The organism is Pseudomonas sp. R1-43-08, assembly GCF_003852255.1.
GTDB lineage: Bacteria > Pseudomonadota > Gammaproteobacteria > Pseudomonadales > Pseudomonadaceae > Aquipseudomonas.
In genome coordinates this window covers 3,179,480-3,205,820 of sequence record NZ_CP027734.1, presented here as the reverse complement: position 1 = coordinate 3,205,820, position 26,341 = coordinate 3,179,480, and the positions used below count along the sequence as shown (strand labels likewise).

22 protein-coding genes are annotated in these 26,341 nt (G+C 60.0%); 14 read left to right on the top strand and 8 right to left on the bottom strand.

From position 1 onward, the window contains the following. The first annotated feature begins 56 nt into the window (after positions 1–56). The 6 genes from C4J87_RS14585 (at position 57) to C4J87_RS14560 (ending at position 7,317) form a co-directional block, all read left to right on the top strand. Positions 57–1,799, top strand: a complete 1,743-nt coding sequence (locus C4J87_RS14585) for an ABC transporter substrate-binding protein (RefSeq protein WP_124363236.1) — start codon at positions 57–59, stop codon at positions 1,797–1,799. Between the two features lie 375 nt (positions 1,800–2,174). Next, the gene (locus tag C4J87_RS14580) at positions 2,175–2,354 is read left to right on the top strand and encodes a stability determinant (RefSeq protein WP_124367365.1); all 180 of its coding nucleotides are present in this window, start codon (positions 2,175–2,177) and stop codon (positions 2,352–2,354) included. Between the two features lie 177 nt (positions 2,355–2,531). Beyond that, positions 2,532–3,911, top strand: a complete 1,380-nt coding sequence (locus tag C4J87_RS14575; RefSeq protein ID WP_124367364.1) for an iron-containing redox enzyme family protein — start codon at positions 2,532–2,534, stop codon at positions 3,909–3,911. Between the two features lie 10 nt (positions 3,912–3,921). Then, complete coding sequence (locus C4J87_RS14570; protein WP_124367363.1) at positions 3,922–4,866, top strand: class I SAM-dependent methyltransferase; 945 nt, start codon at positions 3,922–3,924, stop codon at positions 4,864–4,866. 6 nt (positions 4,867–4,872) lie between these two features. Further along, a complete protein-coding gene (locus tag C4J87_RS14565) occupies positions 4,873–6,012 on the top strand; it encodes a carboxylate-amine ligase (RefSeq protein ID WP_124367362.1) in 1,140 nt (379 codons plus the stop codon). Positions 6,013–6,072: 60 nt separating this feature from the next. After that, positions 6,073–7,317, top strand: a complete 1,245-nt coding sequence (locus C4J87_RS14560; protein ID WP_124363232.1) for a zinc-dependent alcohol dehydrogenase — start codon at positions 6,073–6,075, stop codon at positions 7,315–7,317. A gap of 224 nt (positions 7,318–7,541) precedes the next feature. Here the strand turns inward: C4J87_RS14560 and C4J87_RS14555 are convergent, their stop codons facing one another. Then, positions 7,542–7,973 (bottom strand): hypothetical protein, encoded by a 432-nt coding sequence (locus tag C4J87_RS14555; protein WP_124367361.1) that lies wholly within the window; start codon positions 7,971–7,973, stop codon positions 7,542–7,544. A gap of 109 nt (positions 7,974–8,082) precedes the next feature. Then, the gene (locus tag C4J87_RS14550; protein WP_124367360.1) at positions 8,083–8,871 is read right to left on the bottom strand and encodes a helix-turn-helix domain-containing protein; all 789 of its coding nucleotides are present in this window, start codon (positions 8,869–8,871) and stop codon (positions 8,083–8,085) included. Between the two features lie 85 nt (positions 8,872–8,956). Between C4J87_RS14550 and C4J87_RS14545 the strand changes: the two genes are divergently transcribed. The 3 genes from C4J87_RS14545 to aqpZ all read left to right on the top strand — a co-directional run bounded on the left by C4J87_RS14545 (position 8,957) and on the right by aqpZ (position 12,293). Continuing rightward, positions 8,957–9,955: a bile acid:sodium symporter family protein gene (locus C4J87_RS14545; RefSeq protein ID WP_124367359.1), complete on the top strand. Its 999-nt coding sequence runs from the start codon at positions 8,957–8,959 to the stop codon at positions 9,953–9,955. A 154-nt stretch (positions 9,956–10,109) separates the two neighbouring features. Further along, entirely contained in the window at positions 10,110–11,294 is a 1,185-nt protein-coding gene (locus C4J87_RS14540) for a sugar transporter (RefSeq protein WP_124367358.1), read from the top strand. A gap of 294 nt (positions 11,295–11,588) precedes the next feature. Further along, entirely contained in the window at positions 11,589–12,293 is a 705-nt protein-coding gene (aqpZ, locus tag C4J87_RS14535; protein WP_124367357.1) for an aquaporin Z, read from the top strand. A gap of 42 nt (positions 12,294–12,335) precedes the next feature. On the opposite strand, the gene C4J87_RS14530 is transcribed toward aqpZ, so the two are convergent. Further along, positions 12,336–13,577 (bottom strand): methionine gamma-lyase, encoded by a 1,242-nt coding sequence (locus C4J87_RS14530; RefSeq protein WP_124367356.1) that lies wholly within the window; start codon positions 13,575–13,577, stop codon positions 12,336–12,338. 123 nt (positions 13,578–13,700) lie between these two features. Here C4J87_RS14530 and C4J87_RS14525 point away from each other — a divergent pair, with 123 nt between their 5' ends. After that, positions 13,701–14,171 (top strand): Lrp/AsnC family transcriptional regulator, encoded by a 471-nt coding sequence (locus tag C4J87_RS14525; protein ID WP_124367355.1) that lies wholly within the window; start codon positions 13,701–13,703, stop codon positions 14,169–14,171. A 12-nt stretch (positions 14,172–14,183) separates the two neighbouring features. On the opposite strand, the gene C4J87_RS14520 is transcribed toward C4J87_RS14525, so the two are convergent. Next, positions 14,184–15,596, bottom strand: a complete 1,413-nt coding sequence (locus tag C4J87_RS14520; protein WP_124367354.1) for a PLP-dependent aminotransferase family protein — start codon at positions 15,594–15,596, stop codon at positions 14,184–14,186. A gap of 156 nt (positions 15,597–15,752) precedes the next feature. Here C4J87_RS14520 and C4J87_RS14515 point away from each other — a divergent pair, with 156 nt between their 5' ends. The 3 genes from C4J87_RS14515 (at position 15,753) to C4J87_RS14505 (ending at position 18,803) form a co-directional block, all read left to right on the top strand. Next, entirely contained in the window at positions 15,753–16,385 is a 633-nt protein-coding gene (locus C4J87_RS14515) for a LysE family translocator (protein WP_124367353.1), read from the top strand. An 80-nt stretch (positions 16,386–16,465) separates the two neighbouring features. Further along, entirely contained in the window at positions 16,466–17,524 is a 1,059-nt protein-coding gene (locus C4J87_RS14510) for a diguanylate cyclase (RefSeq protein WP_124367352.1), read from the top strand. A 49-nt stretch (positions 17,525–17,573) separates the two neighbouring features. Next, on the top strand, positions 17,574–18,803 hold the full coding sequence (locus C4J87_RS14505) for a M20/M25/M40 family metallo-hydrolase (protein ID WP_124367351.1): 1,230 nt from the start codon (positions 17,574–17,576) through the stop codon (positions 18,801–18,803). A 65-nt stretch (positions 18,804–18,868) separates the two neighbouring features. Here the strand turns inward: C4J87_RS14505 and C4J87_RS14500 are convergent, their stop codons facing one another. Then, positions 18,869–19,282 carry a hypothetical protein gene (locus tag C4J87_RS14500; RefSeq protein WP_305955276.1) on the bottom strand — a complete coding sequence of 138 codons (414 nt, stop codon included), beginning with the start codon at positions 19,280–19,282 and terminating at the stop codon, positions 18,869–18,871. Between the two features lie 413 nt (positions 19,283–19,695). Between C4J87_RS14500 and C4J87_RS14495 the strand changes: the two genes are divergently transcribed. Beyond that, positions 19,696–20,352: a hypothetical protein gene (locus C4J87_RS14495; RefSeq protein ID WP_124367349.1), complete on the top strand. Its 657-nt coding sequence runs from the start codon at positions 19,696–19,698 to the stop codon at positions 20,350–20,352. An 89-nt stretch (positions 20,353–20,441) separates the two neighbouring features. On the opposite strand, the gene C4J87_RS14490 is transcribed toward C4J87_RS14495, so the two are convergent. From C4J87_RS14490 to C4J87_RS14480, 3 genes are all read right to left on the bottom strand, one after another. Further along, positions 20,442–20,861 (bottom strand): hypothetical protein, encoded by a 420-nt coding sequence (locus tag C4J87_RS14490; RefSeq protein WP_124367348.1) that lies wholly within the window; start codon positions 20,859–20,861, stop codon positions 20,442–20,444. A 150-nt stretch (positions 20,862–21,011) separates the two neighbouring features. Further along, positions 21,012–21,428, bottom strand: coding sequence for a hypothetical protein (locus tag C4J87_RS14485; RefSeq protein ID WP_164487662.1), 417 nt, complete (start codon positions 21,426–21,428; stop codon positions 21,012–21,014). Beyond that, complete coding sequence (locus C4J87_RS14480) at positions 21,428–26,242, bottom strand: RHS repeat-associated core domain-containing protein (protein WP_124368980.1); 4,815 nt, start codon at positions 26,240–26,242, stop codon at positions 21,428–21,430. Before C4J87_RS14480 ends, C4J87_RS14485 begins: the two co-directional genes overlap by 1 nt. Between the last annotated feature and the right edge of the window lie 99 nt (positions 26,243–26,341).

The window sequence follows — 26,341 nt, the reverse complement described above, 5'->3', positions numbered from 1 at the left end:
CTCCTACAAGAGAGGGGTGTCTGCGAGTCCCGTCTGAAAATAACCAGGAGGTCTCTATGTTGAATAAAAACAATAAGCTGCGACATAGCATTTCATTGGCCGCCGTACTGGCCCTCAGTGGTTTGAGCGCTACGGCCTGGGCCGATGCGTATGAAGATGCCGCGAAAAAATGGATCGGCAGCGAGTTCAAGCCGTCCACCCTCACGGCCGAACAGCAATTGGAGGAATTGAAGTGGTTTATCAAGGCCTCGGAGCCGTTCCGTGGGATGAAGATCAACGTGGTGTCGGAAACCCTCACCACCCACGAGTATGAATCCAAGGTGCTGGCCAAGGCCTTCAGCGAAATCACCGGGATCAAGCTGACCCACGACCTGCTGCAAGAAGGCGACGTGGTGGAAAAGCTGCAAACCCAGATGCAGTCCGACAAGAATATCTACGACGGCTGGGTCAACGACTCGGACCTGATCGGTACGCACTTTCGCTACGGCAAGACCGAGTCCATCACTGACCTGATGGCCAACGAAGGCAAGGATTTCACCTCGCCAACCCTGGACCTCAAGGACTTTATCGGCCTGTCCTTCACCACCGCCCCGGACGGCAAGATCTACCAGCTGCCCGACCAGCAGTTCGCCAACCTTTACTGGTTCCGCGCCGACTGGTTCGAGCGCCCGGAGCTGAAAGCCAAGTTCAAGGAAAAGTACGGCTATGACCTCGGCGTGCCGGTGAACTGGTCGGCCTATGAAGACATCGCCAAATTCTTCAGCGAAGACGTCAAGGAAATCGACGGCAAGCGCATTTACGGGCACATGGACTACGGCAAGAAAGACCCGTCCCTGGGCTGGCGCTTCACCGATGCCTGGTTCTCCATGGCCGGCGGCGGCGACAAGGGCTTGCCCAACGGCTTGCCCGTGGACGAGTGGGGTATTCGCGTGGAGGACTGCCACCCGGTGGGCTCCAGCGTCACCCGTGGCGGTGACACCAACGGCCCGGCCGCGGTATTTGCCACGCAGAAATACGTGGACTGGATGAAAGCCTACGCGCCACCGGAAGCGGCGGGCATGACCTTCTCCGAATCCGGCCCGGTGCCATCCCAGGGCAACATCGCCCAACAAATCTTCTGGTACACCGCGTTTACCGCCGACATGGTCAAGCCGGGCCTGCCGGTGGTGAATGCCGACGGTACGCCGAAATGGCGCATGGCGCCGTCACCGGTCGGACCGTACTGGGAAAAGGGCATGAAAAAGGGCTATCAGGACGTAGGGTCCTGGACCTTCCTCAAGTCCACGCCCGAGAAGCAGAAACTCGCGGCCTGGCTCTACGCGCAGTTCGTGACCTCGAAAACCGTGTCGCTGAAGAAAACCATCGTCGGCCTGACGCCGATTCGTGAGTCCGATATCAACTCCCAGGCCATGACCGACATGGCCCCCAAACTCGGCGGCCTGGTGGAGTTCTACCGCAGCCCGGCCCGCACCGAGTGGTCGCCGACCGGCACCAACGTGCCGGACTACCCACGCCTGGCGCAACTGTGGTGGAGCAACATCGCGGCCGCCGCCAGCGGCGAGAAAACCCCGCAACAGGCCCTGGACAACCTGGCCAAGGAACAGGACGCAATCATGACGCGCCTGGAGCGCTCCAAAGTGCAACCGGTGTGCGGCCCGAAAATGAACCCCGAGCGTGACGCGCAATACTGGTTCGACCAGCCAGGCGCACCGAAGCCGAAACTGGCGAACGAGAAGCCTAAAGGCGAGACCGTGAACTACAACGACCTGCTCAAGCAGTGGGAGGCGGCGCGTAAATAATAGGGCTACGACAACCCTGGATGCGCTGAGTACCAGTGTGGGAGGGGGCTTGCCCTAATGCCAGTCAGTTAAGGCGACACCGAACCTGTGGCGAGGGAGCTTGCTCCCGCTGGACTGCGCAGCAATCCCATTGTTTGGGGCCGCTTCGCGCCCCAGCGGGAGCAAGCTCCCTCGCCACAAGTTAGTTCTCGCTCCTGCTACTTCTTAACTGACCGGCATTAGGGCTTGCCCCCTCCCACATCACTTGGGACAGAACGGAACCGTGTGTGCCATTTTTCATCTTGCGGGTAAGCTCGCCTGCATTTCATCTGGTGGTTCAAGACAGCTTCCCGGGTTGCGGCTAAACTGCTGAGCATTCATCCAGGAGATGACCTGATGGCAGTTCCACTTTCCCCAATTGTTTCGGAGTTTGAAACCGAAGAGCAGGCGAGTAGCCATGATCTCTGGTTTCGTAAAAAAGTCGAAAAAAGCCTGAACAATCCTGGCCCCGGTGTGGCGCATGATGAGGTCATGGCAAGGGTAGAGGCGATTATTCAACAAGCTGAGCATGATTAGCTGCCAACGCCTGCTGCTTGAAGGAAATCGCGACCGCTTATCCCCCCTTTTACAACCTCATTTGAATTTTCTGCACATTCCGATGCTCTGCATTCCATAAGCGTGTGTTTTGAAGCGCTTTTGCGGGGCCGCCTTGCAGGGTGGCCCGTTGTAACGGACTTTGCGGAAACTGCCACCATGACACTCCTCACTGCGCTGTCGGGCCAACCGGCCTCTCTCACCGACTCGGCCCCTGGCCGGCATCAACGGGTGTATCAACAGCTGTATGGCGAAGCTCCAGGCGCGGCGGCATTGGCGCGTGACTACCTGCAGGATCAACTGGCGCACGTGGAAAGCACCGCCTGCGACCTGCCCGAAGTGCCCGAGCAGTTGCTGGCCTGGGTCGAACAGCGTTGCGCCGCCGTGGCCGAGGCCTATGCCGAGTACCTGGAGCAACGCCAACAGGGCCGGCCGCGTCGCTATTTCCACAACAAGGCGCACGCGTTGTATGTGCTGCAGCGCGTGGCCCCGACCAAACAGGTCGACGGCGCCTGGCTCTACGGCCTGCTGCGCTATTGGCAGGACCAGCGTTTCGACGGCCTGCTGACCACCTACCTCGAAGAGTTGGGCGACGGCGAAGCGGCGCAGAACCACGTGGTGATCTATCGCAAGCTGCTCAGTGAGCACGATGCCGACAGCGAGGCCGGGCTTGAAGACGGCCACTACCTGCAAGGCGCCCTGCAACTGGCCCTGGGCCTGTGCGCCGACGAGTTCCTGCCGGAAGTCATCGGTTACAACCTGGGTTACGAGCAGTTGCCACTGCACCTGCTGATTACGTCATACGAACTCAGTGAGCTGGGCATCGACCCCTATTACTTCACCCTCCACGTGACCATCGACAACGCCAGCAGCGGCCACGCCAGCAAAGCCGCGCAATCGGTGTTGAACCTGCTGCCGCTGGGCGAGGGCAGGGAGGCGTTCTACCGTCGCGTCGCGGCCGGGTATCGCCTCAACGATCTCGGCCCAGGCACCACGGCGGTCATCGCAGATTTCGATCTGCAGGACGAAGTGGTGGCCATGCTCGAACGCAAGCGCACCTTTGGCCAGCACATGCATTCGGACTACTGCCGCTTCGAAGGCAAGACCGTCAACCAATGGCTGGCCAAGCCCGGCCAGATCGGGGATTTTCTCCGGGCGATGGAAGACAAGGGCTGGATCAAGCGCAACCAGGACCCCGCCGAGAGCCGTTTCTGGCAGTTGATCGAGGGGGCAGGGGCGGCGATGTTCGGCGTGTTCAGCGGGTATGAAAAACAGGTGCTGCATGACTGGATCGCCGGGGACTGGATCAGCAGCCAGCGCGTGCCGCCGGTTCGTCCGGGCCGTGGCAGCCGTTTCTCCCGCGAGCAGCATCGCCCTGCGGATCCTGACACCCAGGCCCTGGTGGATTCGTTATGGAACTTGCCCGATGACCAGCAGCTCACCGCGCTGATCCCGTGGATGTCAGCGCGACGCCACTGCAGTCCCGCAGGGTTGTACGCCACCCGCCGCTTTATCCAACTGCGCGCACGCCTGCGCTAAGGAAACATCCATGTCTGCACAACAACTGGCTGACCGCGCCCTGCTCAACCTCGGCCGAGGTTTGAAGGAGAGCGGTTACCGTTTTATCACGCCGACGCCGCTGACCCACGAACGCGTGTACCGGCGCCTGGGCACGCCGCTGGCGATGAATATGCGTGACGTATTCGGCTGGTCGATGCCGTTTGACAACGAGCTGTTGCCCGAGGCGTTTCGTGACGAGTTGCAGCAGGCCGAGGTGATCGAAAAACATGATGCGCTGTGGCGCAGCAGCGTGCGCTGGTCGAGCCTGGATGACCTGTTGTTTGCCCATTCGCCGTATCCCACCGTCGAGGCGGATGCGGTGTTCTTCGGCCCCGACAGCTATCGATTTGCGCAGGTTATCGAGGCCCATCTGCAGCAGCGTTTCGAACCGCTCAAGCGTGCGGTGGACATCGGTTGCGGGGCAGGTGTCGGCGCGCTGGTCATCGCCCATGCGCGGCACGACGCCGAGGTGCTGGCGGTGGATATCAATCCCCGTGCGCTGCGCCTGACTGCGGTGAATGCCGAGCTGGCCGGCCTGGCGAATGTCAGTGTGTACCAGAGTGATGTGCTGACCAGCGTCGACGGCGAATTCGACCTGATCGTCGCCAACCCGCCGTACATGAATGACGACCGCCAGCGCGCCTATCGCCACGGTGGTGGCGCGTTGGGCGAACAGCTGTCGGTGCGCATCGTCAGCGAATCGCTCCCACGCCTCGCCATTGGCGGTAGCCTGGTGTTGTATACCGGCGTGGCGATGGTGGCGGGCGGCGATGCGTTTCTGGAAGCGGTCAAGCCGCTGCTGACCAGCGATGCGTATGGCTGGACCTACCGTGAACTGGACCCCGACGTCTTCGGCGAAGAACTCGATAAACCCGGTTATGAACGCGTCGAGCGGATCGCTGTGGTTGCACTCACCGTCACACGCCTGCGCTGAACGCTCATGCTCACCTTCGGTATCGAAGAGGAGTATTTCATCACTGACCTGCACACGCGCCAGATGCTCGCCGCACCCCCGGCAACCGTAATCGCGGCCTGCCGAGAAGCCATCGGTGAGGGCTTTACCCATGAAATGTTCCAGGGCCAGATAGAGGCCGCCTCACCGGTGTTTCACTCCGGCGAAGAGGCGGCCCACTACCTGGCAACGGTGCGCCGCAACCTGGCGCGGGCCTTGGCTGACTTCGGCCTGGGCGTGGTGTGCGCCGGCAGCCATCCCTTGGCCGATTGGCGTGAGCAACGGCCAACCGAGCACGGGCACTTCCGGCAATTGTTCGAGGACGTGCAGTACGTGGCGCGACGCAGTGTGTTGTGTGGCTTGCACGTGCATGTCGAGGTACCGGCACGGGTCGATCGCATCGCGGTGATGAACGAGGTGTTGCCCTGGTTGCCGTTACTGCTGTTGTTCAGCTGCTCCTCACCCTTCTGGAACGGTGCGCCCACTGGCTTCATGAGCTACCGCCAAGCCGCTTGCGATGAGTGGCCGCGCATGGGTGTGCCGGAGCATTTTGCCGACTGGGACGAGTACCAGCGCTACCTGGCAATGTTGCAGCGCATGGGCGCGATCGAAGCCGATGGCAACGGCTGGTGGGGCATTCGCCCGGCGGCGCGCTATCCCACCCTTGAACTGCGCATGACCGATGCATGCCCACGGCTGGAAGATGGCCTGGCCCTGGCGACGTTATTTCGGGTGATGGTCAGCCATGCCTGCGCGATGCGGCAGCCCGGTGCGGGCTTCACCCCCGAGACGCGTTGGCTGCTCAAGGAAAACCGCTGGCAAGCCAAGCGCTTTGGCGCAGCCGGGACCTTTGCGCTGGACGCCTCAGGCGCCCTTTGCAGCGCGCACCAGTGGTTGCAACGCGCTTGCCAGAGGTTCGCCGACACGGCCGACGCCCTGGGCGAAGGCCAGCTGTTCGACAGCCTGCACAGGTTGCTGCGGCGTGGTAACAGTGCAACCGAGCAGTTGCATTGGTACGCGCAGGCGCGCAGCGCGGGTGCCGATGCGTCGGGCGGCTTGTGCCGCGTGGTGGATGGACTCCTGGCCCAGAGCCGCGGCGACCATTTATCGGTTGCCGCAGCAGGTTGAGGGAACACTGGGCACTGCATGCGCCCTTAACTAATAAGCCCAACCACAGGAGTGCAGAGCATGCGCGCGATGACCTACCAAGGCGCCCACAAAGTCCAGGTCGATACGGTACCTGACCCCATTATTGAACAACCCGACGACATCATTTTGCGCGTCACCGCCACCGCGATCTGCGGTTCGGATTTGCACCTGTACCGAGGCAAAATCCCCACCGTGGAGCATGGCGATATCTTCGGGCACGAGTTCATGGGCATCGTCGAGGAAACCGGCCCGGCCGTGACGGCGGTGCAGCGCGGCGACCGCGTGGTGATCCCCTTCGTGATTGCCTGTGGCGACTGTTTTTTCTGCCAGCTGCAGCAGTACGCTGCCTGCGAAACCACCAACGACGGGCGCGGTGCAATCCTGAATAAAAAGGCGATCCCGCCGGGGGCCGCGCTGTTCGGCTATAGCCGCCTGTATGGCGGCATTCCCGGTGGCCAGGCCGAGCTGGTGCGCGTGCCCAAGGCCAACGCCGGGCCGTTCAAGGTGCCCGGTGTGCTGGCGGATGAAAAGGTGTTGTTCCTTTCCGACATCCTGCCCACCGCCTGGCAGGCGGTGACCAACGCCGGTATCGGCAAAGGCTCGAGCGTGGCGATCTATGGTGCTGGCCCGGTGGGCTTGCTCAGCGCCGCGTGCGCACAGATGCTCGGCGCCGAACAGATTTTCATGGTCGACGACCATCCCTATCGATTGGCCTACGCGCAAAAGATGTACGGCGTGATCCCGATCAACTTCGAAGAGGATGACGACCCCGCCGACACCATCATCCGCCAGACCGCCGGCATGCGCGGTGTCGATGGCGTGGTGGACGCGGTGGGTTTCGAAGCCAAGGGCAGCACCACCGAAACGATCCTCACCACCTTGAAGATCGAAGGCAGCAGCGGCAAGGCCCTGCGCCAATGCATCGCCGCCGTGCGCCGTGGTGGCGTGGTCAGCGTGGCCGGAGTGTATGCCGGTTTTATCCACGGCTTCATGTTTGGCGACGCGTTCGACAAGGGCCTGACCTTCAAGATGGGCCAGACTCACGTGCAGCGCTTCCTGCCGGAGCTGCTGGAGCATATTGAACTGGGCCACCTGAACCCGGAAGCGATCATCACCCACCGGCTGTCGTTGGAACAGGCGGCACGCGGCTATGAGCTGTTCGATAAGTGCGAGGAGGAGTGCCGCAAGGTGATTCTGGTGCCGGGGAGCAGCGATCGGCCGCTGACCGAGCCGCTGGAAGAACTGACGCCTGAGATCCGGGTGCAAGGCGTTCCCGGTTTTTAATTTGCTAATACAAAACCAATGTGGGAGGGGGCTTGCCCTAATGCCAGTCAGTTAAGCGTACACCGCCGTCTGTAGGAGCGAGCTTGCTCGCGAAAAACGTCAACGATAACGCGTGCTTTCTGAATGAACGCGGTGCCTGTGAGTTTTTCGCGAGCAAGCTCGCTCCTACAAAAAGCCCTAACTGACTGGCATTAGGGCTTACCCCTCCCACATTTGAAGTGCGTTCAAGTCAATGCTTGTGGCTGAATGTGCAATTGGTCATCGACATCCTTCACCAACCCGCTGGCCAATAGCAGTGGCGCCACGCGCTTGTGCAACTGCGGCTCGACAAATTCCTTCACCGTCTCCAGCACCAGCACGCCGCTGAGCGGCAACTCCGCCTTGGTGTAGGACAACCAGGCTTTCTTCAGCACCATCACCACATCACTGCCCGCCGTGGAGGCGAAGCGGCGGTGTGTGGGCTTGCCGTCGAAATTGAAGGTGTGCTGAAACGCGTAACCGGTCTCATCGCCGCCGCTGGCGCTGCAGCGGATGCAGGTGCACGGGCCGTCGCCGAAAGCGCTGCGCAGGTAGGCGTTGAAGTCCACCACGGGCTTGAGTGACAGGCGCTTATCAACCTCGAACAGGTCCCCGGTCATTTTTTCGTCAGTGTTCAACGTCCATTTCCTCGCAAGTCGGTAGCGGTCTTTCAAAGCGCGGCACAATACCAGCCGAGCGCGTGTTTGGGGATTATTTGAACGCGGCGCTTGGTCAAGTGGACAACGCTCAGCGAAAAAACTCACCGGGCGTAGCCTCGAACTGCTGGCGAAACGCGTTGATAAACGCCGAAGTCGATTCATAACCACAGCCCAGCGCCACATCCGTCACCCGTTCACCTTGCTCCAGGGCGGGCAGGGCGCTCAACAGTCGCAGGCGTTGGCGCCACGCGCGAAACGTCAGCCCTGTGTCGCGCACAAACAAACGGCTGAGGGTCTTTTCGCTCACCCCCAGCTTGCGGCTCCACTCGCCCAGGGTGGTCTGCTGCTCCGGATGCAGGTTCAGGCTGCGGTAAATCTGGCGCAGGCGCGGGTCATGGGGCAAGGGCAGCATCAAATCCACATGGGGCGCTGCAGCTAGTTGGTCCAACACCACTTGGGCCAGGCGGCCGTCGGGGCCATCCTCGGCATATTCCACGGGCAGTTCGCTGAAGCTGCGGATCAATTCGCGCAACAAATTGCTCACCGCCAGCACTTGGCAGCGCTCGGCCGCCCAGGCGGTTACGCGGCAATCGAGGTAGAGGCTGCGCATTTCCGTATGGGGCGAGCTATAAACGCGATGGGGCATGCCCGCCGGAATCCACACCGCACGCTGCGGCGGCGCAACGAAGCGACCGGCGCTGGTCTGGATCTCCAGCACCCCGGAAATCGCATACGACAATTGCACCCATGGATGGCTGTGCCGCCGCGTCAGCGCGCGGTTGGGCAAGGATTCGGTGCGCCCATACACCGGTCGTGGCAGGCTGGACAGCCCGGGTACGCTGCGGCGGACGGTTTTTTCGTGTCCTTTAGGCGGCATTTACTGGCTCATTGGCGTTAGTCGGTAACAGGTCGTTACGTTAGAGTCGCCAAGATGCTCTTGGCAACCCCTGGAAGATTTGCTTATGACCCGTCCACGTTTCCTGCCCGACAACTTCACCCTGACGCTGATCGCCACGGTGACCCTCGCCTCCTTGCTGCCGGCCAGCGGCCAGACCGCCGTGGCCTTCGGCTGGGTCACCAACCTCGCCATCGCGCTGCTGTTTTTCCTCCACGGTGCCAAGCTGTCACGCCAGGCCATCGTCGCCGGGGCCGGACACTGGCGTCTGCACCTGCTGGTGTTCAGCCTGACCTTCTTGCTGTTTCCGCTGCTCGGCCTGGCGCTCAAGCCGCTGCTGTCACCGCTGATCGGCAACGAGCTGTACATGGGCATGCTTTATCTCTGCGCGCTGCCGGCCACGGTGCAATCGGCGATTGCCTTCACCTCCCTGGCGCGCGGCAACATCCCGGCGGCGATCTGCAGCGCGGCGGCCTCGAGCCTGTTCGGGATCTTCTTGACACCGTTGCTGGTGACCCTGCTGCTTGATGTGCACGGCGATGGCGGCTCCACCGTCGACGCGATCCTGAAGATCAGCGTGCAGTTGCTGCTGCCGTTCGTCGCCGGCCAAATCGCCCGGCGCTGGATCGGCGACTGGGTGGGCCGCAATAAAGCCTGGCTCAAATTCGTCGACCAGGGCTCGATCTTGCTGGTGGTGTACGGTGCCTTCAGCGAAGCGGTCAACGAAGGCATCTGGCACCAGATTCCGCTGTGGGAACTGGGCGGGCTGGTGGTGGCGTGCTGCGTGTTGCTGGCCCTGGTGCTGATGGCCTCCGCGCTGCTGGGCAAGGCGTTCGGCTTTAACCAGGAAGACCGCATCACCATCCTGTTCTGCGGTTCGAAGAAAAGCCTGGCCACCGGCGTGCCCATGGCCCAGGTGCTGTTCGCCGGGGCGACCATGGGCGTGCTGATCCTGCCGCTGATGCTGTTTCACCAGATCCAACTGATGGTGTGCGCGGCGTTGGCCCAGCGCTATGCAAATCGACCGGAAAGCATTCCTGAGTTGATGACGCAGGTGGATCCGTGAGTCAGGCTTGATCGACGGGCGGCCTTTGCCCTGAGACTGCGCGCGATTGTCGCAGGATCGGCGCCAACAGCACCGCAGGAAACCTATAGAATGCTCAACGGCCCCGCGTGTCCTGCGCGGCCGTTTGATCACTGTCAGAGTACCTCGCCCGTCAATGAGCCTTTCAGCCGCAACCCCTCAAGCCAATTGGCAACCGGTCATCGCCCTGGCGCTGGCCGCGTTTGTGTTCAATACCACCGAATTCGTGCCGGTCGGCCTGCTCAGCGCCATCGGCGCCAGCTTTGATATGCCCGTGGCCAGCGTCGGCCTGATGCTCACTATTTACGCGTGGATCGTGTCGCTGACATCGTTGCCGGTGATGCTGCTCACGCGTAACGTCGAACGGCGCAAGTTGCTGATCGTGTTGTTTGGCTTGTTTATCGCCAGTCATATTCTGTCCAGCGTGGCGACCAGCTTCGGCCTGCTGATGGTCAGCCGCATCGGTATCGCCCTGGCCCATGCATTGTTCTGGTCGATCACCGCGTCCCTGGCGGTGCGCCTGGCACCGGTGGGCAAGCAGGTGCAAGCCCTTGGCCTGCTCGCCACCGGCACCTCCCTGGCGATGGTGCTGGGCATTCCCCTTGGCCGCCTGCTCGGCGAAGCCATGGGCTGGCGCACCACCTTCCTGGTGATCGCCGCGTTTGCGGCCGCACTGGTGTTCTGGCTGGCGCGCACCTTGCCGCTGCTGCCGAGCCAGAACTCCGGCTCGCTGCGCAGCCTGCCGTTGCTGTTCAAGCGCCCGGCATTGGTGGCGCTCTACGTGCTGACCGCGATGACCGTCACCGCACAATTCACCGCCTACAGCTACATCGAACCCTTCGTCGAAGGTGTCGCCGGCCTGGGCGGCAGTGCGGTCACCCTGATCCTGCTGGTGTTCGGCGGCGCCGGCATCATCGGCTCGCTGCTGTTCAGCCTGGTGCATCGGTTCAATCCGCACCTGTTCGTGATCAGCTGCGTGTTCCTGCTCGCGGCCTGCCTGGCGCTGATGCTGCCGTTGAGCGGCGGCCAATCCTACCTGGTGGTGCTGAGCGTGTTCTGGGGCATGGCGATCATGGGCTTCGGCCTGGCGATGCAGTCCAAGGTACTGGTGCTCGCGCCGGACGCCACGGACGTGGCGATGGCGATGTTTTCCGGCATCTACAACATCGGCATCGGCGGCGGCGCGCTGATGGGCAGCTGGGTCGGCAGCCACTTCGGCTTCGCCTGGATCGGTGCGGCGGGCGGGTTGCTGGCGGCGCTGGGGTTGATAGGGTATTGCCTGGCGATTCGGCGGTTTGGGACGGGTGTGGTGCAGAGCTGAACGGGAAAAATAGAGGGCGGCCCTGGGGCTAATGCCAGTCAGTCAAGGCTTTTTGTAGGAGCGAGCTTGCTCGCGAAAAACGTCAACGATAACGCGTGCTTCCTGAGTAAACGCGGTGCCTGTGAGTTTTTCGCGAGCAAGCTCGCTCCTACAGACGGCGGTGTACGCTTAACTGACTGGCATTAGGGCAAGCCCCCTCCCACACGAAACCGGACAATTCCTACAGGGTTCATCGATGTCCATTGCTACCGTCACGCGGGACCGCCCACCCCCCGTGTGACGGCATGAACTGCAATGGAGTCGAGTGTGCAAAAGCGTTTGATCGCAGAGCTTCTGGGTACTTTCTGGCTGACCTTCGGCGGATGTGGCAGTGCCATTCTGGCGGCGGCGTTTCCAGAGTTGGGTATTGGTTTTGCAGGAGTGTCGCTGGCGTTTGGTCTTACGGTATTGACCATGGCCTACGCAGTGGGCGGTATTTCCGGCGGGCATTTCAACCCGGCGGTGACCATTGGCTTATGGGCGGGGCGTCGAGTGTGTGGTGCTGATGTGTTGCCTTACATCGCGGCGCAGGTGATTGGCGCAATTCTGGCGGCCGCAGCACTGTACTTGATCGCCAACGGCCAGCCCGGTTTCGAACTCGGCGGTTTTGCCGCCAACGGTTATGGCCCGCTGAGTCCCGGGCACTTCGACATGAAGTCCGCTGCATTGGCCGAGCTGATCGCCACATTCTTTTTTGTGTTGATCATCATGCGCGTCACGGCGCCGGGCGCGGTTGCCGGCTTTGCACCCATCTCCATCGGCCTGGCGCTGACCCTGATTCACCTGGCGCTGATCCCGGTGACCAACACGTCGGTCAACCCCGCGCGAAGCACGGGCCCGGCGTTGTTTGCCGGGGCGCACTACCTGTCACAGCTCTGGTTGTTCTGGCTGGCGCCAATCGCAGGCGGGGTGATGGGGGCGTTGGCGGCGCGTGCGTTGGATGAACGCGATCCGGCTTGATGTGCCTGGGGCTCCTTATAGCCCGTTACCACAGCCCGACGGTTACTTCACCGCGTGCGCGGCCAGCAACGTTGGACGCGCAACCGCACGGGCACACTTGCCCAGTGCCTGTTGCACATCCGCCAACAGGTCGGCGACGTCCTCAAGCCCCACCGACAAGCGCACCAGGCCTTCGCTGATGCCGTGTTGCGCGCGTTCCTCGGGGGTGTAGGTGGAGTGGGTCATGCTGGCCGGGTGCTGGGCCAGTGATTCGGCGTCGCCCAGGCTGACCGCACGGGTAAACAGTTTGAGCGCGTTCATGAAGCGCCGCCCGGTGTCGATTCCGCCTTTGAGCTCGAAGGCAATCATGCCGCCGGATTGCTTCATTTGCCGCGCAGCCAGTTCGTATTGTGGGAAAGACGCCAGCCCAGGGTAGGTCACCCACTGCACGGCGGGATGCGCCTGTAGGGCTTCGGCCACCGCCTGGGCGTTGCTGCAATGGCGGTCCATGCGCAGGGCGAGGGTCTTGAGGCCGCGCATCAGCAAGGCGGCGTCCTGCGGCGACATCACCGCGCCGGTCAAGTCCTTGAGCCCGTGCAGGCGGATGCGTTGCGCTATCGCGTGACTGCTCACCGCAATGCCTGCGGTGATGTCGCCATGCCCGCTGAGGTACTTGGTGGCCGAGTGCACCACTACATCGGCGCCCAGTTCCAGGGGCCGTTGCAGGTAGGGCGTGCAATAGGTGTTATCGACTACCACGGTGACATTCGGTTGCTGGTGGGCGAGCCGGGCCACGGCGGCGATGTCCACCAGGCGCAGGGTGGGATTGGCCGGGGTCTCGCAGTAGATCATGCGGGTTGCGGGGCAGAGTGCCGCTTGCAGGGCGGCCAGGTCGGTGAGGTCGACATGGCGCACCTTGATACCGAATTCGCCGATGCCGTGCAGCAGGGCGAAGGTGCAGCCGTACAGCGTCTGGCTGACGATCACCTCGTCGCCTGGGCGCAGCAGGGTCCAGAACGTCGCAGCAATCGCGCCCATCCCGGAACTGAACGCCACCGCCGCCTCGCCGTTTTCCAGGGCGGCCATGCGCGACTCCAGCAGGGCGAGGGTCGGATTCGAAATACGCGTATAGAAGTGACCGGAGGCCTCCCCGGCAAAGCAGGCGGCGCCGTACTCGGCGGTCGGAAAAGCGAAGGTGGCCGACAGGTAGATCGGCGGTACCAGGGCGCCGTGATGGTCCTTGGGATCGTAACCGTGGTGAATCGCGCGGGTAGAAAAACCGAACCCAGGGCGTTTATTGTTCATGTCGGGCACTCCTTATTTCCTACAATGCTATGCTCATAACCACAGTTGAACGTTGCAAAAAAGCCTGGAAACGCCGGCGTTCATGGATGAAAACCCGATAAAAATAATGAATAGAGGCACGTTATGCCTGTCAGCCTGGACCGCACCGATAAAGCCCTTTTAAACGCGTTGCAGGGCAACGCCCGCCTGACCGTGGCCGAACTGGCCGAGCGCGTTGCGCTGACCACGTCGCCGTGCTGGCGACGGGTGCGCAACCTGGAAGAGAGTGGGGTGATCAGCGGTTACCAGGCGATCCTGTCTCCCAAGGCCCTGGGCTATGGCGTGACCGCCTTCGTCAGCATCATGATGGAAAGTCACACCCAGGAAATCGCCCGGGCGTTCGAGCAGCGGCTGTTGGCGATTCCAGAGATTGTGGCCTGCCACAACGTGTCGGGGCGCTATGACTTCCTGCTGGAAGTGGTGGCCAAGGACCTGGAGTCATTCGGCGAATTCGCCAGGGAAGTCCTGCAGACGTTGCCCTGTGTGAAAGAAATCTATTCGAGCTTTTCCTACAAGTCGGTGCGGCCGTTGCGGGTGATGCCGTTGCCGGGGTGACGGCACCGCCACTCAAGCTGCCCGTACCGCCTGCACCAACAATGCCTCAAATACCCGCTGCACCCGCGGCTCATCACTGTGGGCCACATTGAACCGCATCAGGTCGCGATGCGCCGGGTCGTAGCCGAACAGCGTGCCGGGCGCCAGCACCATGCTGCGCTTCAAGGCTTCCTGGGCCAGCAGTTCGCCGTTGACGCCGGTCGGCAGGCGCGCCCAGATAAACATGCCGCCTTCAAACGCCATCGGCAGTTCGCAACCGCAGCGCTTGAGCCACTGCTCGACGCGCCCACCGGCTTCCATCAGGCGCTGGACCATGCGCTTGCGGTGCTTGGCATAACTGCCTTCACTGAGCATGCGGTACACGATCTGCTCGAACAGCTCCGAGGTCACGCCGCCGCTCATCAACTTCATATTGGTCAGGTTGGCGGCCAGTTGTGGCGCGGCCACCACGTAACTGACGCGGGTGTTGGCGCTGAGGATCTTGGAGAACCCCGACAGGTAGGTGACCTGATCCAGCCCGGCGACGGCGGCCAGGCGTGGCGGCGGGTTGGGGTGCAGGTCGCCGTAGAGGTCATCCTCGACGATATGGCAGTGGTATTGCTGGGTCAGTTGCAGCAGGCGAAACGCCTGGCTGGGACTGAAGGAATGACCGGTGGGGTTATGCAAGACGCTGGTGGTCAGGTACAGGCTGGGCCGGTGTTCGGCCAGCAGGTGTTCCAGGGCGGTGAAGTCGAAGCCGTCGGGGCGACGTTCCAGGGTCACCACCTTGACCCCATGCAGGGCCAGGTTGGCGTGGAAGTTGAAGTAGCACGGCGCGTCCAGCAGCACCGTGTCGCCGGGACGCACCAGCAGGCGCATGAGCATGTCCAGGCCTTGCACGGTGTTGGGCGTGGTGATGATCTGTTCCACCGGCACCGACAGGCCCTCGCCGTGCAGTTTCTGTTGCAGCGCCTGGCGCAACGGCAACAGCCCGGCCGGCGTGCCGAGCCCGGCGATGCGCAGCGACGGCGCGCGCACCACGCTGCGCATGGCCTGGCGGATGGCTTCGCCGTTCAACCAGTCTTCCGGCAAGTGCCCGCCGCCGGGGCGCAGCTCGCCACTGGCGGTCGTCAAGGGGCGGCGCAACACGCTGAGCAGGTCCTGGGGCAGCAGGTCGACCCAGGTCACCGACGCCGGGCGCGCAGTGTCCATCGCCACGAAATAGCCACGGCCCTGGCTGGAGGCGAGCAGATTGCGCCCGCGCAGACGGTCCAGGGCCTCATTGAGGGTGAATTTGCTGACGCCGAGGATTTCGGTCAACGCCCGCACCGACGGCAACTTGCTGCCGGGCGCCCATTCACCGGCCTCGATGGCCTGGCTGAAGGCCTCCACGATCTGCTGGACCTTGGGTGTGCCTTCCACAAAGGCGATGGCGGATACCAACATGAAGCGTCCTTTTGTTTGCCGGTACTTTTACCGGTGAAGTCAGGCCCGATTAGGCATCACTTTACCTGCCTGTCGCAATGCCATTCCCCCAGACTGCGCGCCATCTCGCCAGCAATTGACCGTTGTTGTTGCCCTATCCATTCAAGGTCCCTGACCATGACAAGTGCGTTAACGCTGTCTTCGTTTCTCTACTTCCTGTTGTTTTGCGCGACCATGACCTTCAGTCCCGGCCCCATGACCCTGTTGTTATTGAGCCTGGGCCTGAAGGACGGCCTGCGCAGTTCGATCCCGGCGCAGCTCGGTGCCAGTGTGTCGTACCTGATTTCGATCCTGATCTTCGCCGTGGGCTTTTCCGAGCTGATCAAGGGCAACCTCGCGATTACCCAGGCCATCCAGTTTGTCGGCGTGGCCTACATTCTTTACCTGGCCTACAAGCAGTGGACCAGCAGCGGCGTGTCGATTGACAAGGCCGGCGCGGTGGAGGGCTCGCGCAGCCTGTTCGGCAAGGGCTTGTTGACCGGCTTTTCCAACCCCAAGACCATCATCATGTTCAGCGCCGTCTTCCCGCAGTTCGCCGGGGCCGGGGAGCACAGCTCGGCGGCGGATATCGCGATCCTCGGCTTGACCTTCCTGTTGCTGCAATTTGCCAGTGGTTGCCTGTACTGCTATTTCGGCCAGCGCATCAAACATGTGCTGGAAAACCCCAAGCGGCGCGTGATGTTGCAGCGGATCACGGCGGTGATGTTGCTCGGCGTGGCATTGATGCTGGCACGCGGGTTTTCGCACTGAAGTAGCAGCCTGTAAGCAGTAGTGGCGATTTGCCGTCGCCCTGATAGACTCCAGGGACTCACCCAGGATTACCCCCCATCATGGCAGCCGTCGGAGGAAATGGACTTCCGCTCGCTTCGCGCTTGTACAAATCCCGCCTCCTGGGGCTGGGGCTCGGCTTTGTTTGTGTGGCGTTCGGCATGTATCCGCTGAACCCGTCCCCATGGGTGTGGGCCTGGATGCTGATCAACGCGTTTATCTGGCCGCACCTGGCGTTCCAAGCGTCTTTGCGTGCCGCTCATACCCTGCGCAGTGAGCGCCGCAACCTGCTGTTCGATTCCTTCTGCGGCGGCTTCTGGGTCGGCGCGATGCACTTCAACCCGCTGCCCAGCGTCACCACCTTGTCGATGATGAGCATGAACAACGTCGCCATCGGTGGGCCGCGCTTCTTGCTGGCGGGGTGGGTGGCCCAGGCCCTGGGCATCGCCACCGCGCTGCTGATAGTCGCGCCCGCATTCATCGGCGTCACCACCCAGGCCCAGCTGTATGCCTGCCTGCCGATCCTGACGCTGTATCCCCTGGCCCTGGGCTGGATCTGCTACCGCCAGGCCGTGACCCTGGCGCGGCACAAGCGCGAATTGCTGACCCTGAGCCGCACTGACAGCCTGTCGGGCCTGCTCAACCATGGCGCCTGGAAGGATCACCTGGAAATCGAGTTCCAACGTTGCCGCCGCGGCCAGGCCGGTGCGGCCATCGCGCTGATCGATATCGACCACTTCAAAATCATCAACGACACCTATGGCCATGTCACCGGCGATATCGTCCTGCGCCAGTTGAGCCGGGTATTGCGCCAGAACCTGCGCGCCACCGACCTTGCCGGCCGCTACGGCGGCGATGAGTTCTGCGTGATCCTGCCGGACATGCCGCTCAACCGTGCCACTGAAGTGATGGACGCCCTGCGTGATCGTTTCAACGCCCTGGCCTATGCCCAGGACCCGACCTTGCGCGCCAGTTTGAGTATCGGCCTGGCGCCATACCTGCCGAGCCACGCCGACGCCACCAGCTGGCTCAACGACGCCGACCAGGCTTTGTACGAGGCCAAAAGCAGCGGGCGCAACCGGGTCAGTTCGCTGCAGGGGGCTTGGTTGCGGTCCGTTTAGTGGGGTAGGGTGTGGCGGCACCCCCTCAACAAAAAACAAGGATCGGTCCATGCTCTTCACCTTCCCCCGTACCCTGCTGGCCGCCACCCTGGCCTTGTCCTTCGCCGTGCCGGCCTACAGCGCCGAACCCCACAAGCCGATCCAGGCGGACGCCGAACAGTACAAGGCCGAGGCCCTGAAACTGCTGGAGCGCCTGGTGAATATCGACTCCGGCTCCGGCTACGAGCCCGGCCTGACCCAAGTGCGCGACATCGCCGTGGATGAATTGAAACAGCTGGGTTTCAGCATCGAGCTGGTGCCGGACAAAGCCGCCAACAACAGCCATGTGATCGCCACCCTCAAGGGCACCGGCAAGGCCAAAATCCTGCTGATGGCGCACATGGACACCGTGTTCAAGGAAGGCTCGGCCGCCGAACGCCCATTCCACATCAAGGACGGCCGCGCCTATGGCCCCGGCGTGATGGACGACAAGGGCGGCATCGTCGCCGGTATCTACGCGTTGAAAGTCCTGAAAAACCAAGGCTTCAAGGACTATGCACAAATCACCTTCCTGCTCGACGCCAGCGAAGAAACCGGCTCCGACGCCGCCTCCGAACTGATCCGCACCACCGCCAAGGGCCACGACGTAACCCTCAACCTGGAACCCGGCCGCCCAGCCGACGGCTTGGTGGTCTGGCGCAAAGGCAGCGCCACCGCCGTGGTTGAAGTCAAAGGCAAAGCCGCCCACGCCGGCGTCGCACCTGAACTGGGGCGCAACGCCGCTATGGAAGCCGCACACCAGATCCTGCAACTGGGCAAACTGGGAGACGCCGAGAAAAAAACCACCATCAACTTCACCGTACTCAAGGCTGGCGACCGCACCAACGTCATCCCCGACCAAGCCACCGCCAAGGCCGACGTACGCGCCGCGCTGCCGGAAGAGTTCGACCGCATCGAGAAGGACCTGGCGCGGGTCTCCGCGAACAAGCTGATCCCGGACACCGAAGTGAAGACCAGCCTGCAACGCGGCTTGCCACCGATGCCGCAAACGGCGGAGTCAGACAAACTGGTCGCGATTGCCCAAGGCATCTACGGCGAACTGGGCAAAACCCTGACCATCGAAGGCAGCGGCGGCGCGGCGGATGCAAGCTTGTCGGCCGGGGTAGGGACGCCGACGCTGGACGGGTTTGGCATAGTGGGCGGGAATATTCACACGCCGGAGGAATATGCCGAGGTGGAGAGTGTGGTGCCTCGGGTGTATTTGTTGAGTCGGATGATTATGGAGCTTTCCAAGCGCTGAGCGGGTCGTGTACTTGTGGCGAGGGAGGTTGCTTGCTCGCCACAGGGGGATGTTATTTCAGGGGGCTACCAGGTTGATTGGTCTTCGCGGCTGGCTTTTTCGAGTTCGTCTTTCCAGGCCTCGTTAGCGAGTCGGTAGATGTCAGCGAAGAAACCTCGGGGGTCGGCTATTTCAGTTTCGTCCCAGGCCATTGTTATATATTCGTCGTAATCGCTTTCGAATTCCTTGGCGAAGTCAAATTCAGGGTTTTTTAAAGCAGTTTGAAGCATTGTTATTAATATGAAGCGATGCCTGTAAGTAAGGTACATAAGGTCTTTGAGAATAAAGTCCTTTATTATTGTTTCTCGCTCTTTGGCGTCGTTAGGATTATATCTCCAGAGCGCTTCGCCTTTGGTCTCCTCTAGGTCGTATATTGACAGTGCTGCCAAAATATAAGAGATCTTGGGAGTAAAAGGCATATTTCCAAATGGCGATTTCAATATTGTGACCTCAGTACGGAAATGCAGTGAATGGGCGAATTGTCCTCGTTGTCGAATCTGACTTCGACGTTATTCAGGCTTTTATATATTACTTCTAAACCACTTGACACATCTCATCGCCTTGATTGGGGCAGCTTCGCGGGCCAGCGCAAGCATGGCATTGCTCGATTCTTGAGAATGCGTTGTAGGATTTTTCGATTTTATCGGCTGGATCTTGTTGTCGAGGGTTTCTTGCATTAGGGGTGGGGTAATCTGAATTATTGATGCTTAGCTGTTAGATGCATTTAGCTACAAATCGGTAAACGCACTGACGGCGTGCGTTACAGGTCTGTGCGCAAGACATTGCGCATTTAATCTGAGGTATAACATGTTTTAATGCGAGACCACCGATCACAGTAATCATAAGGATAAAAATGCAATCTCCGTTTCTTTTAACTGTTGTTGAACACGAACGAACCACCTCTTTACGTGAACGCATGCGCACCGCAGGTTGTGTATTTGAATTTGTAGTCTTTTCTCCAAAGCCCAACACTGTTGTTGATGAGCATATCCATCGGCAGGCTTTATTAGGTATGGATTACTATCAGGGTGCAGCATACAAAACTCCAGAGCTGGCCGAGATAGGCGACTACCTTCCTTCTCAATATGCTCCGATTCCAGATTGGGATTGGGATGTAGAACGTGCGGAGGCTACGCCGTTGACCTTAGCTGAAGTCCAAAACCTGACGGTTATGCAAAAAAGTCAATTCGATTCTACTGCGCTCTATAGTGCTTTTTGCCATCCACCTTATAGCGCTCGGTTTAAAAGAGGCGAGAGTGAGGCTCAGTCTCTATATTGTGAGTGGTTGCAATTGCTCGGTATTGAGGTACAGGACGACGTCGTGGTCATAAATTGGGTGGATGCGTATGAGGAAAAATGGGAGCGATTACCAGATGGCAGTCTGCAAATGGAGCGGCCTTGGGGTGAGTTTTTCGAGTGGGGGCTGGAGTGGTGGGGCATTTGGTGCCTGACCGTGTGGAATTCAAGGAAGAATACTCTAAGTGTATTGGTTGCAAGCACTTCAGATTAATTCTTATCCTGCTGGCGTCGCTCGCAGCCGAGGGCGGGCAAGTTTGTGCACTGCAAGGTGTGGCGTTGTCTTGCAGAGCGGTGTTAGTTTTACCAAGTTGATTGATCTTCGAGGCCGGCTTTTTCGAGATCGTCTTTCCAGGCCTCATTGGCTAGGCGATAGATATCGGCGAAGAAACCTCGGGGGTCGGCTATTTCGGTTTCGTCCCAGGCCATAGTAGAGCACTTTTCTGGGTCATCCTCAAAATAAGAGTGGAAGTTGAAACTCTGGGTGTTTAGTGCGATAGATAAGTTTTCTGTTAATTTATACCTGTGTCGATAGGACAATTTTTTGTATGGATCCAGGCAGTATTTTACTATGAGAGTTTCTCTATCTTCACGGTCATTAGGATTGAAGCAGGCGAGCTCCTTCCCCTTGGTTTCCTCCCTGTCATAAGTATCAAAAGTTCCCACGAAATAGTAAAGGCTGGCGTCGAAGGGGATAGTGTCGGAGTCTGGGTGAAATAACATTTTTTCATTTCTTGGTTGGAAAGTTTACGGGTTTATTTGAAGCGCGCTTGTTGCTACAAGCACAGGTCTTTGGCTGACGAGTTTTTTGTAGCGGACGCGCGGCCTCGCTCGCCCGAGGAAATTTATTTTTCCGGAAAAGTGTCGGCATTTCTACCAAGTTGACTGGTCTTCGCGGCTTGCTTTTTGAAGGTCGTCTTTCCACACATCTTTAGCTAGAAGATAAATCTCTCTTAGAAAATCTTTTGGGTTATCCAGTTCATACCATTCGGCTCTTGGCCACGATCCTGTGTCGTCTTCGCTTATCTCAAATAAGCTATGGAAGTTGTAAGTTTCGTCATTCAGTTTGTCTTTTAAGTTTTCAGTTAGCGCGTACTTGTGCCTATACGATAGGTAGCTCAAATTCAATGCGTAATGCTTTATTAGTTCCTCTCTGTCTGACTTGATATTTGGGTCATATTTACTGAGCTCCATACCGAGCTCTTGCTCGCGGTCGTAAATATCAAATACCCCGATAAACCACATTAGGCTTGGGTCAAACGGCTCATTTAAAAATGGGTCTTTCAGCATTATTTTTTCTCGGTAGGAAATGCGGTGAATGGTCGATTTTTATTGTTTTTATCAAATTTTACTTCAAACCAATTCATATTTTCGTTCAGGTGTGGGTTTTCCGCATCTTTTTTGTTAGGTCTGTATCCTCTTCCCGCTCCAGTTAGCTCCAGCCTGAGTATGGGGTTTTTGTTGTGGTCTTGACCATTGAACGGATCGAGCCCAAGAGACTTACGTGTCAATGCCTTATTCAAGGCGTTTAGCTGCATTTTCCAACTATGAAATTGAGAGCTTAAATTTCCTTTTCCATCCGGTTTGGGCAAACCGGTGATGGGATCTGTTCCGTCAATAGCTCTTTGTCTCAACGCCGTATCGGTGATCTCAGGTCCGTGTTTGGTCACTGTGTGCATGTCATATTTCTCTTCAAGTTCCAGCACGCGCCGTTTTGCGTTTTCCTCGGTCAAGGCTTCGATGCGTGCTCTTCGTTCATTTGCCCTGGGTAGCGTTGGTTGGGCCCCGTCGACCTTAGCCTTTTTTATAGGATCTTCTAAGCCATTGGTGGGTTTGCATCCATCACTAGCGGGACATGAATTTAACCCTAGCGGATCTACCCATCCCGTAGGATTGGGCACGTACTGGTACGCGTTGATCCCACCCGCCAGCTTCACCGGATCAGGCGTCAGGTAACGACCAATATCAGGATTGTAGTAGCGATGACGGTTGTAGTGCAGGCCGCTTTCTTGATCAAAGTATTGGCCCTGGAAACGTAGCGGGTTGTCGACTTTGCCTACGTCGAGGCGGCTGATTTCTCCGTAGGCGCGGTAGTGGGCGGACCAGACGATTTCACCTTCGGGCGTGGTGAGTTCCTGTGGGGTGCCGAGGTGGTCGAGTTGGTAGTGGTAGGGCTTGGTTTCTTGTGGGCCGAAGCCTTCCAGCAGTGCCAGTGGGCGGAAGCTGTCGGGTTCGTAGAGGTAGCTACGATGACGATCCGCGTGATGCTCAGCGACTACTTTGTCGCCTTGCCAGAAGAACTCCGTGGTGATGCCGTCGACGGTTTTGTTGATACGCCGCCCAAACGGATCGTAGCGATAACTGGCGGTTTGGCCGTTGGGCTTGGTGATGCCGATCAACCGATGCTGGCAGTCGTAGCGGTATTCGGTAACGAGTTGATGGCCCTTGCCACGCCGCTCGCGGATCAGGTTGCCGAAGGCGTCATAGTCGTAATGGTGATCGCCTTGGATCACCAGCCGATTGCCCGCGACGATATCCGGGCCCGGCCTGTCCTGCATCAGCAAGTTGCCGGCCGGGTTGTGGCCGAAGCGTTCCTGGACGTCTTGCGAGTGATCGGCGCGGGCCAGGCGGTGGAGTGGGTCGTAGCGGTAAAGGTGTTCGCCTTTGCGGGTGTCGTGCAGGCGGGTGAGGTTGCCGGTTTTGTCGTAGTCGTAGTGGCGTTGGTAGAGGTGGTTTTGCTGTTGCGTGACGGCGTGGGTATGTAGCCGGTTTTGCTCGTCGTAGTGGTAGTGGCTGAGGAGTTGGCCTTGTTGGCGTTGGTGTTCGCGACCGCTCTTGAACAGATGCGAGGTGAGCACTTCTCCGTTCAGTTCGACAGTGGCAAGGTGGCCGCCTTTGTCGTGGTTGAAGGTGAGGCGGTTGTTGTCTGGCAGGCGCAGGTTTTTTAACTGGCCGCAGGCGTCGTAGCCGTAGCGCAGCGTGCCCCAGCCTTGGTGTTCGGCAGTGAGGCGGTTTTGGCGGTCGTATTCGTAGGCCAGGAACCAGTGGCCGTCGTCGACGCTGAGGAGGTTGCCTTGGCGGTCGTAGGTGTATTCAACCGTATTGCCGTCGGGCAGGGTTTTTCTTACGAGGCGACCGGCATGGTCGCGATGGTATTGAGTGACGAGCTGACTGCCGTCGTCGCCGTGTTCCGTTTTCTCCAGCAGGTTGCCGTTGAGGTCGTAGGCGTAGGCGGTGCGTTGGCCGTCAAAGCCGGTTTCCTGGTGGATCAGGCCGTTGGGGTGGTAGTCGAGCTGGTAGGTTTCGCCGACTTCGTTTTCGATGGCGGTCAGCAGTAAGCGGGCGTTGTCGTAGCGATACTTGACCTGGGTGCCGTCGGCATTGATGCGGCGGCTGATCAGGTGCAGGCCGTCGGCATATTCGTAGCGGGTAACGTGGCCCAATTCATCGCGTTCGGCGATGATTTTTCCATAGGGGTTGTAGCTGAACTCTCGCGTGGCACCGTCCGGCAGTACCAAGCGAGTTAACCGACCTACGGCGTCCCATTGATACTGGGTCAGCGCGCCTTGTTCATCCTCACGCGCAACCTGCCGGCCCAGGTCGTCATAGCGATAGCGCTTGATCCCGCCATTCGGTAACTGCTCTTCAACGAGCTGCCCGCGCTCATTCCACACCAAGCGATGGCAGCTGTTGTCGGGGTACCAAACCCCGGTCAATTGCCCCTGTTTGTCGTAGCTGTAGTCAGTCGCGTTGCCATCCGGATCGATCTTGCGAATGACATCGCCCTGGTCATTACGCTCGTATTTCCAGACCGCTTGGCCACGGCGCATAACCCGTACGAAACCGTTGTCATGCTCGTAGGCCGTTGGCTCGTCATCCCCCGGAAACAGCGCGACCAAGCGTCCGGCGTCGTCGTATTGATAGGCCGTCACCGCACCCAGCGGGTCCTGCTCGACGGTCAGGCGGCCCTTGTCATCGTAGGATTTGAAGTGCTGGGCGCCGTCGGGATCGATGCGCTGTATCAGCCGCGCCCGCTGGTCATGTACGTAAACTTCCTGGCTGCCGTCGGCGTTGTGCACGGTGACTCGACCGTCATCGCCCCAGACATACCGCGTGTCCATCTGCGAAAAACTGGCCCAATGCCGGACACAGCGCGCTGCCTTGCCAGCGCGCTCCCATTCCCAAAAGAAACTCGCCCCACCGGCCAGCTGCCGTTCAAGAATGACGTGCTGATCGTCGTACCGATAAATCTCGCTTTCACCGACAGCGTTTGTCGCTGAAACCAGTCGTCCAGCATCGTCATAGGCGTAGGAAACGACGTTCTGCTCGGTCACCCAGACGAAGGGTTCATGCCCTGTGGCGCGATGAACCTGGTAGTCCACCGCCACGATGCGATCCAGCTCGTAGCGCAAGAGCAAAGAGCGGCCCACGCCGTTATCCAGCCGCTCAATCCGTCCCAACCGATCCCGAACAACCAACAACCGGTTGTCATACGCATCGCTGATCGCCGTCAGCACTCCGTCGCGAAAGTGGTAGAAGCGCGACCCCTGGGCCAGCACCAGTTCACCAGGCAACGACCCCAAATAAATCGCCGTTTCCGCCAGGCTGTTGGTAATCGCCGGCCGAGCCACCGTCGGCAAGGGCAGGGTGGTCGAGCGATTCTCATGGTCGGTCCACACCACCGAGTCGCCCGCCACCACAAGCCTGTGCGCCAGCGCATGACTCCAACCAAACCCCAAGCCACAGTCCACTTCCACCGCACTGGTGCGATACAAGCGCGTCCACTCGAACGACAAGATCCCATCCAGCGCGCCATCGGTAAGGGTCAGCAGTTCCTCGCCGGTGACCATCGACACCGGGCAGCCGTGGGTGACGGTCTTGTCCGCCGGAGCCGCCGCATCGCCCTTCGGATTCGACGCAACAGCAGGCACATCATCCACATGCTCCTGCCGAACCAGCGCCGTACGCTGGGTCTTGCTGCGCACCGCCGGCACCGGATTCGAAACCAGCGTGTCGCCCGCCTTCAACGGGGCCACCGGCACCGCCTTGATCGGCGTCGCCGCACTGCTCAGCAGCGACGGCTTGGCCGCCTCCACATGGGTTTCCAGCCCAGGCCCCACAACCTGCTTGGCCAGCAGCTCCAACAACGCCCGCGCCCGCCCGGATCTAACATGACTGAGTACCTGGGGCCCCAACCGCACCGCCAACCCCATCGCCCCTAACACGCGAATCAGCAGCAGGTTGATCAGCACCTCACCAGTGATTTCGCCCCATAGTTCAGTCATCTCCGGCGGCGGCAGCATGCGCATCCAGCTGACCATCGCCGACAAATGGATAAACAACAGTGGCTCATCACTGAGCACGAGCAGCCCCTGGGCAAGCGTCTCCTTGCCCAGCTTCAGCAGCTCATCGAGTTCGACTTGAGAGAGGTACTGCAATAACTTTTCGCTGTCGGGCTTGAGGTCCGCCAGCAGGTCGTACAGCTCGGTAATGTTGTCCCACAGGCTATAAAGCGCTTTGCCCATGCCACTGAGAAACGCCGTTTCCAGCAGCCGTCGTCGGTCGAGGGGGCTAACGTCTGTGTAGTTTTTCCACTGTGCCTCAAAGGTGCCGGTCCACTCTTTGCGCAGCCGCGTTTCCAACTCCGCGATCACCGACTGGTAGGACGCGTACAGTGCCTTGACGTGATCCTGGGAAACGTTGGGGTAAAAGCTGACCCGGTAGCGCTGGTTGCGATCACACTCGGAAACTTCGAGGATGCCGCTTGGGCCGATGGTCTTGTGAATGGGCTCGCCCAACGGGCCGCCGTTTGGGTCGACGCGTTGCAGCAGCACCGGCGTGTTGCCGATAGGCACGAAGCGCGTGCTCTGGAACATGTGCGCCAGGGTCAAGGTACCCGTGGCCTGGCATGTAGCGACGGTGCTGCTGGGGAAGATCGAACGGTTGATGGGGGCGACCAACGTCACCTCATCCCCAACCTTGAATACCTGTTCGACATCCAGCGCCGAGACGCTCCAAAAACTCAAAGCCCATTCGTCAAATGTATTCAGGCAAGCGCGAAAGTCACGGAAGACGCTCTCAATGTCGAGCTTCTTCACGTCCATGGGCGTCAGGGCCAGCCTGCCAATAGCCGGGTTCAAGCGATGGCCCCGTTAAACAGGGCCCTAACGAAAAAAACCATCTGCATTCCCTCGCACTGTTTA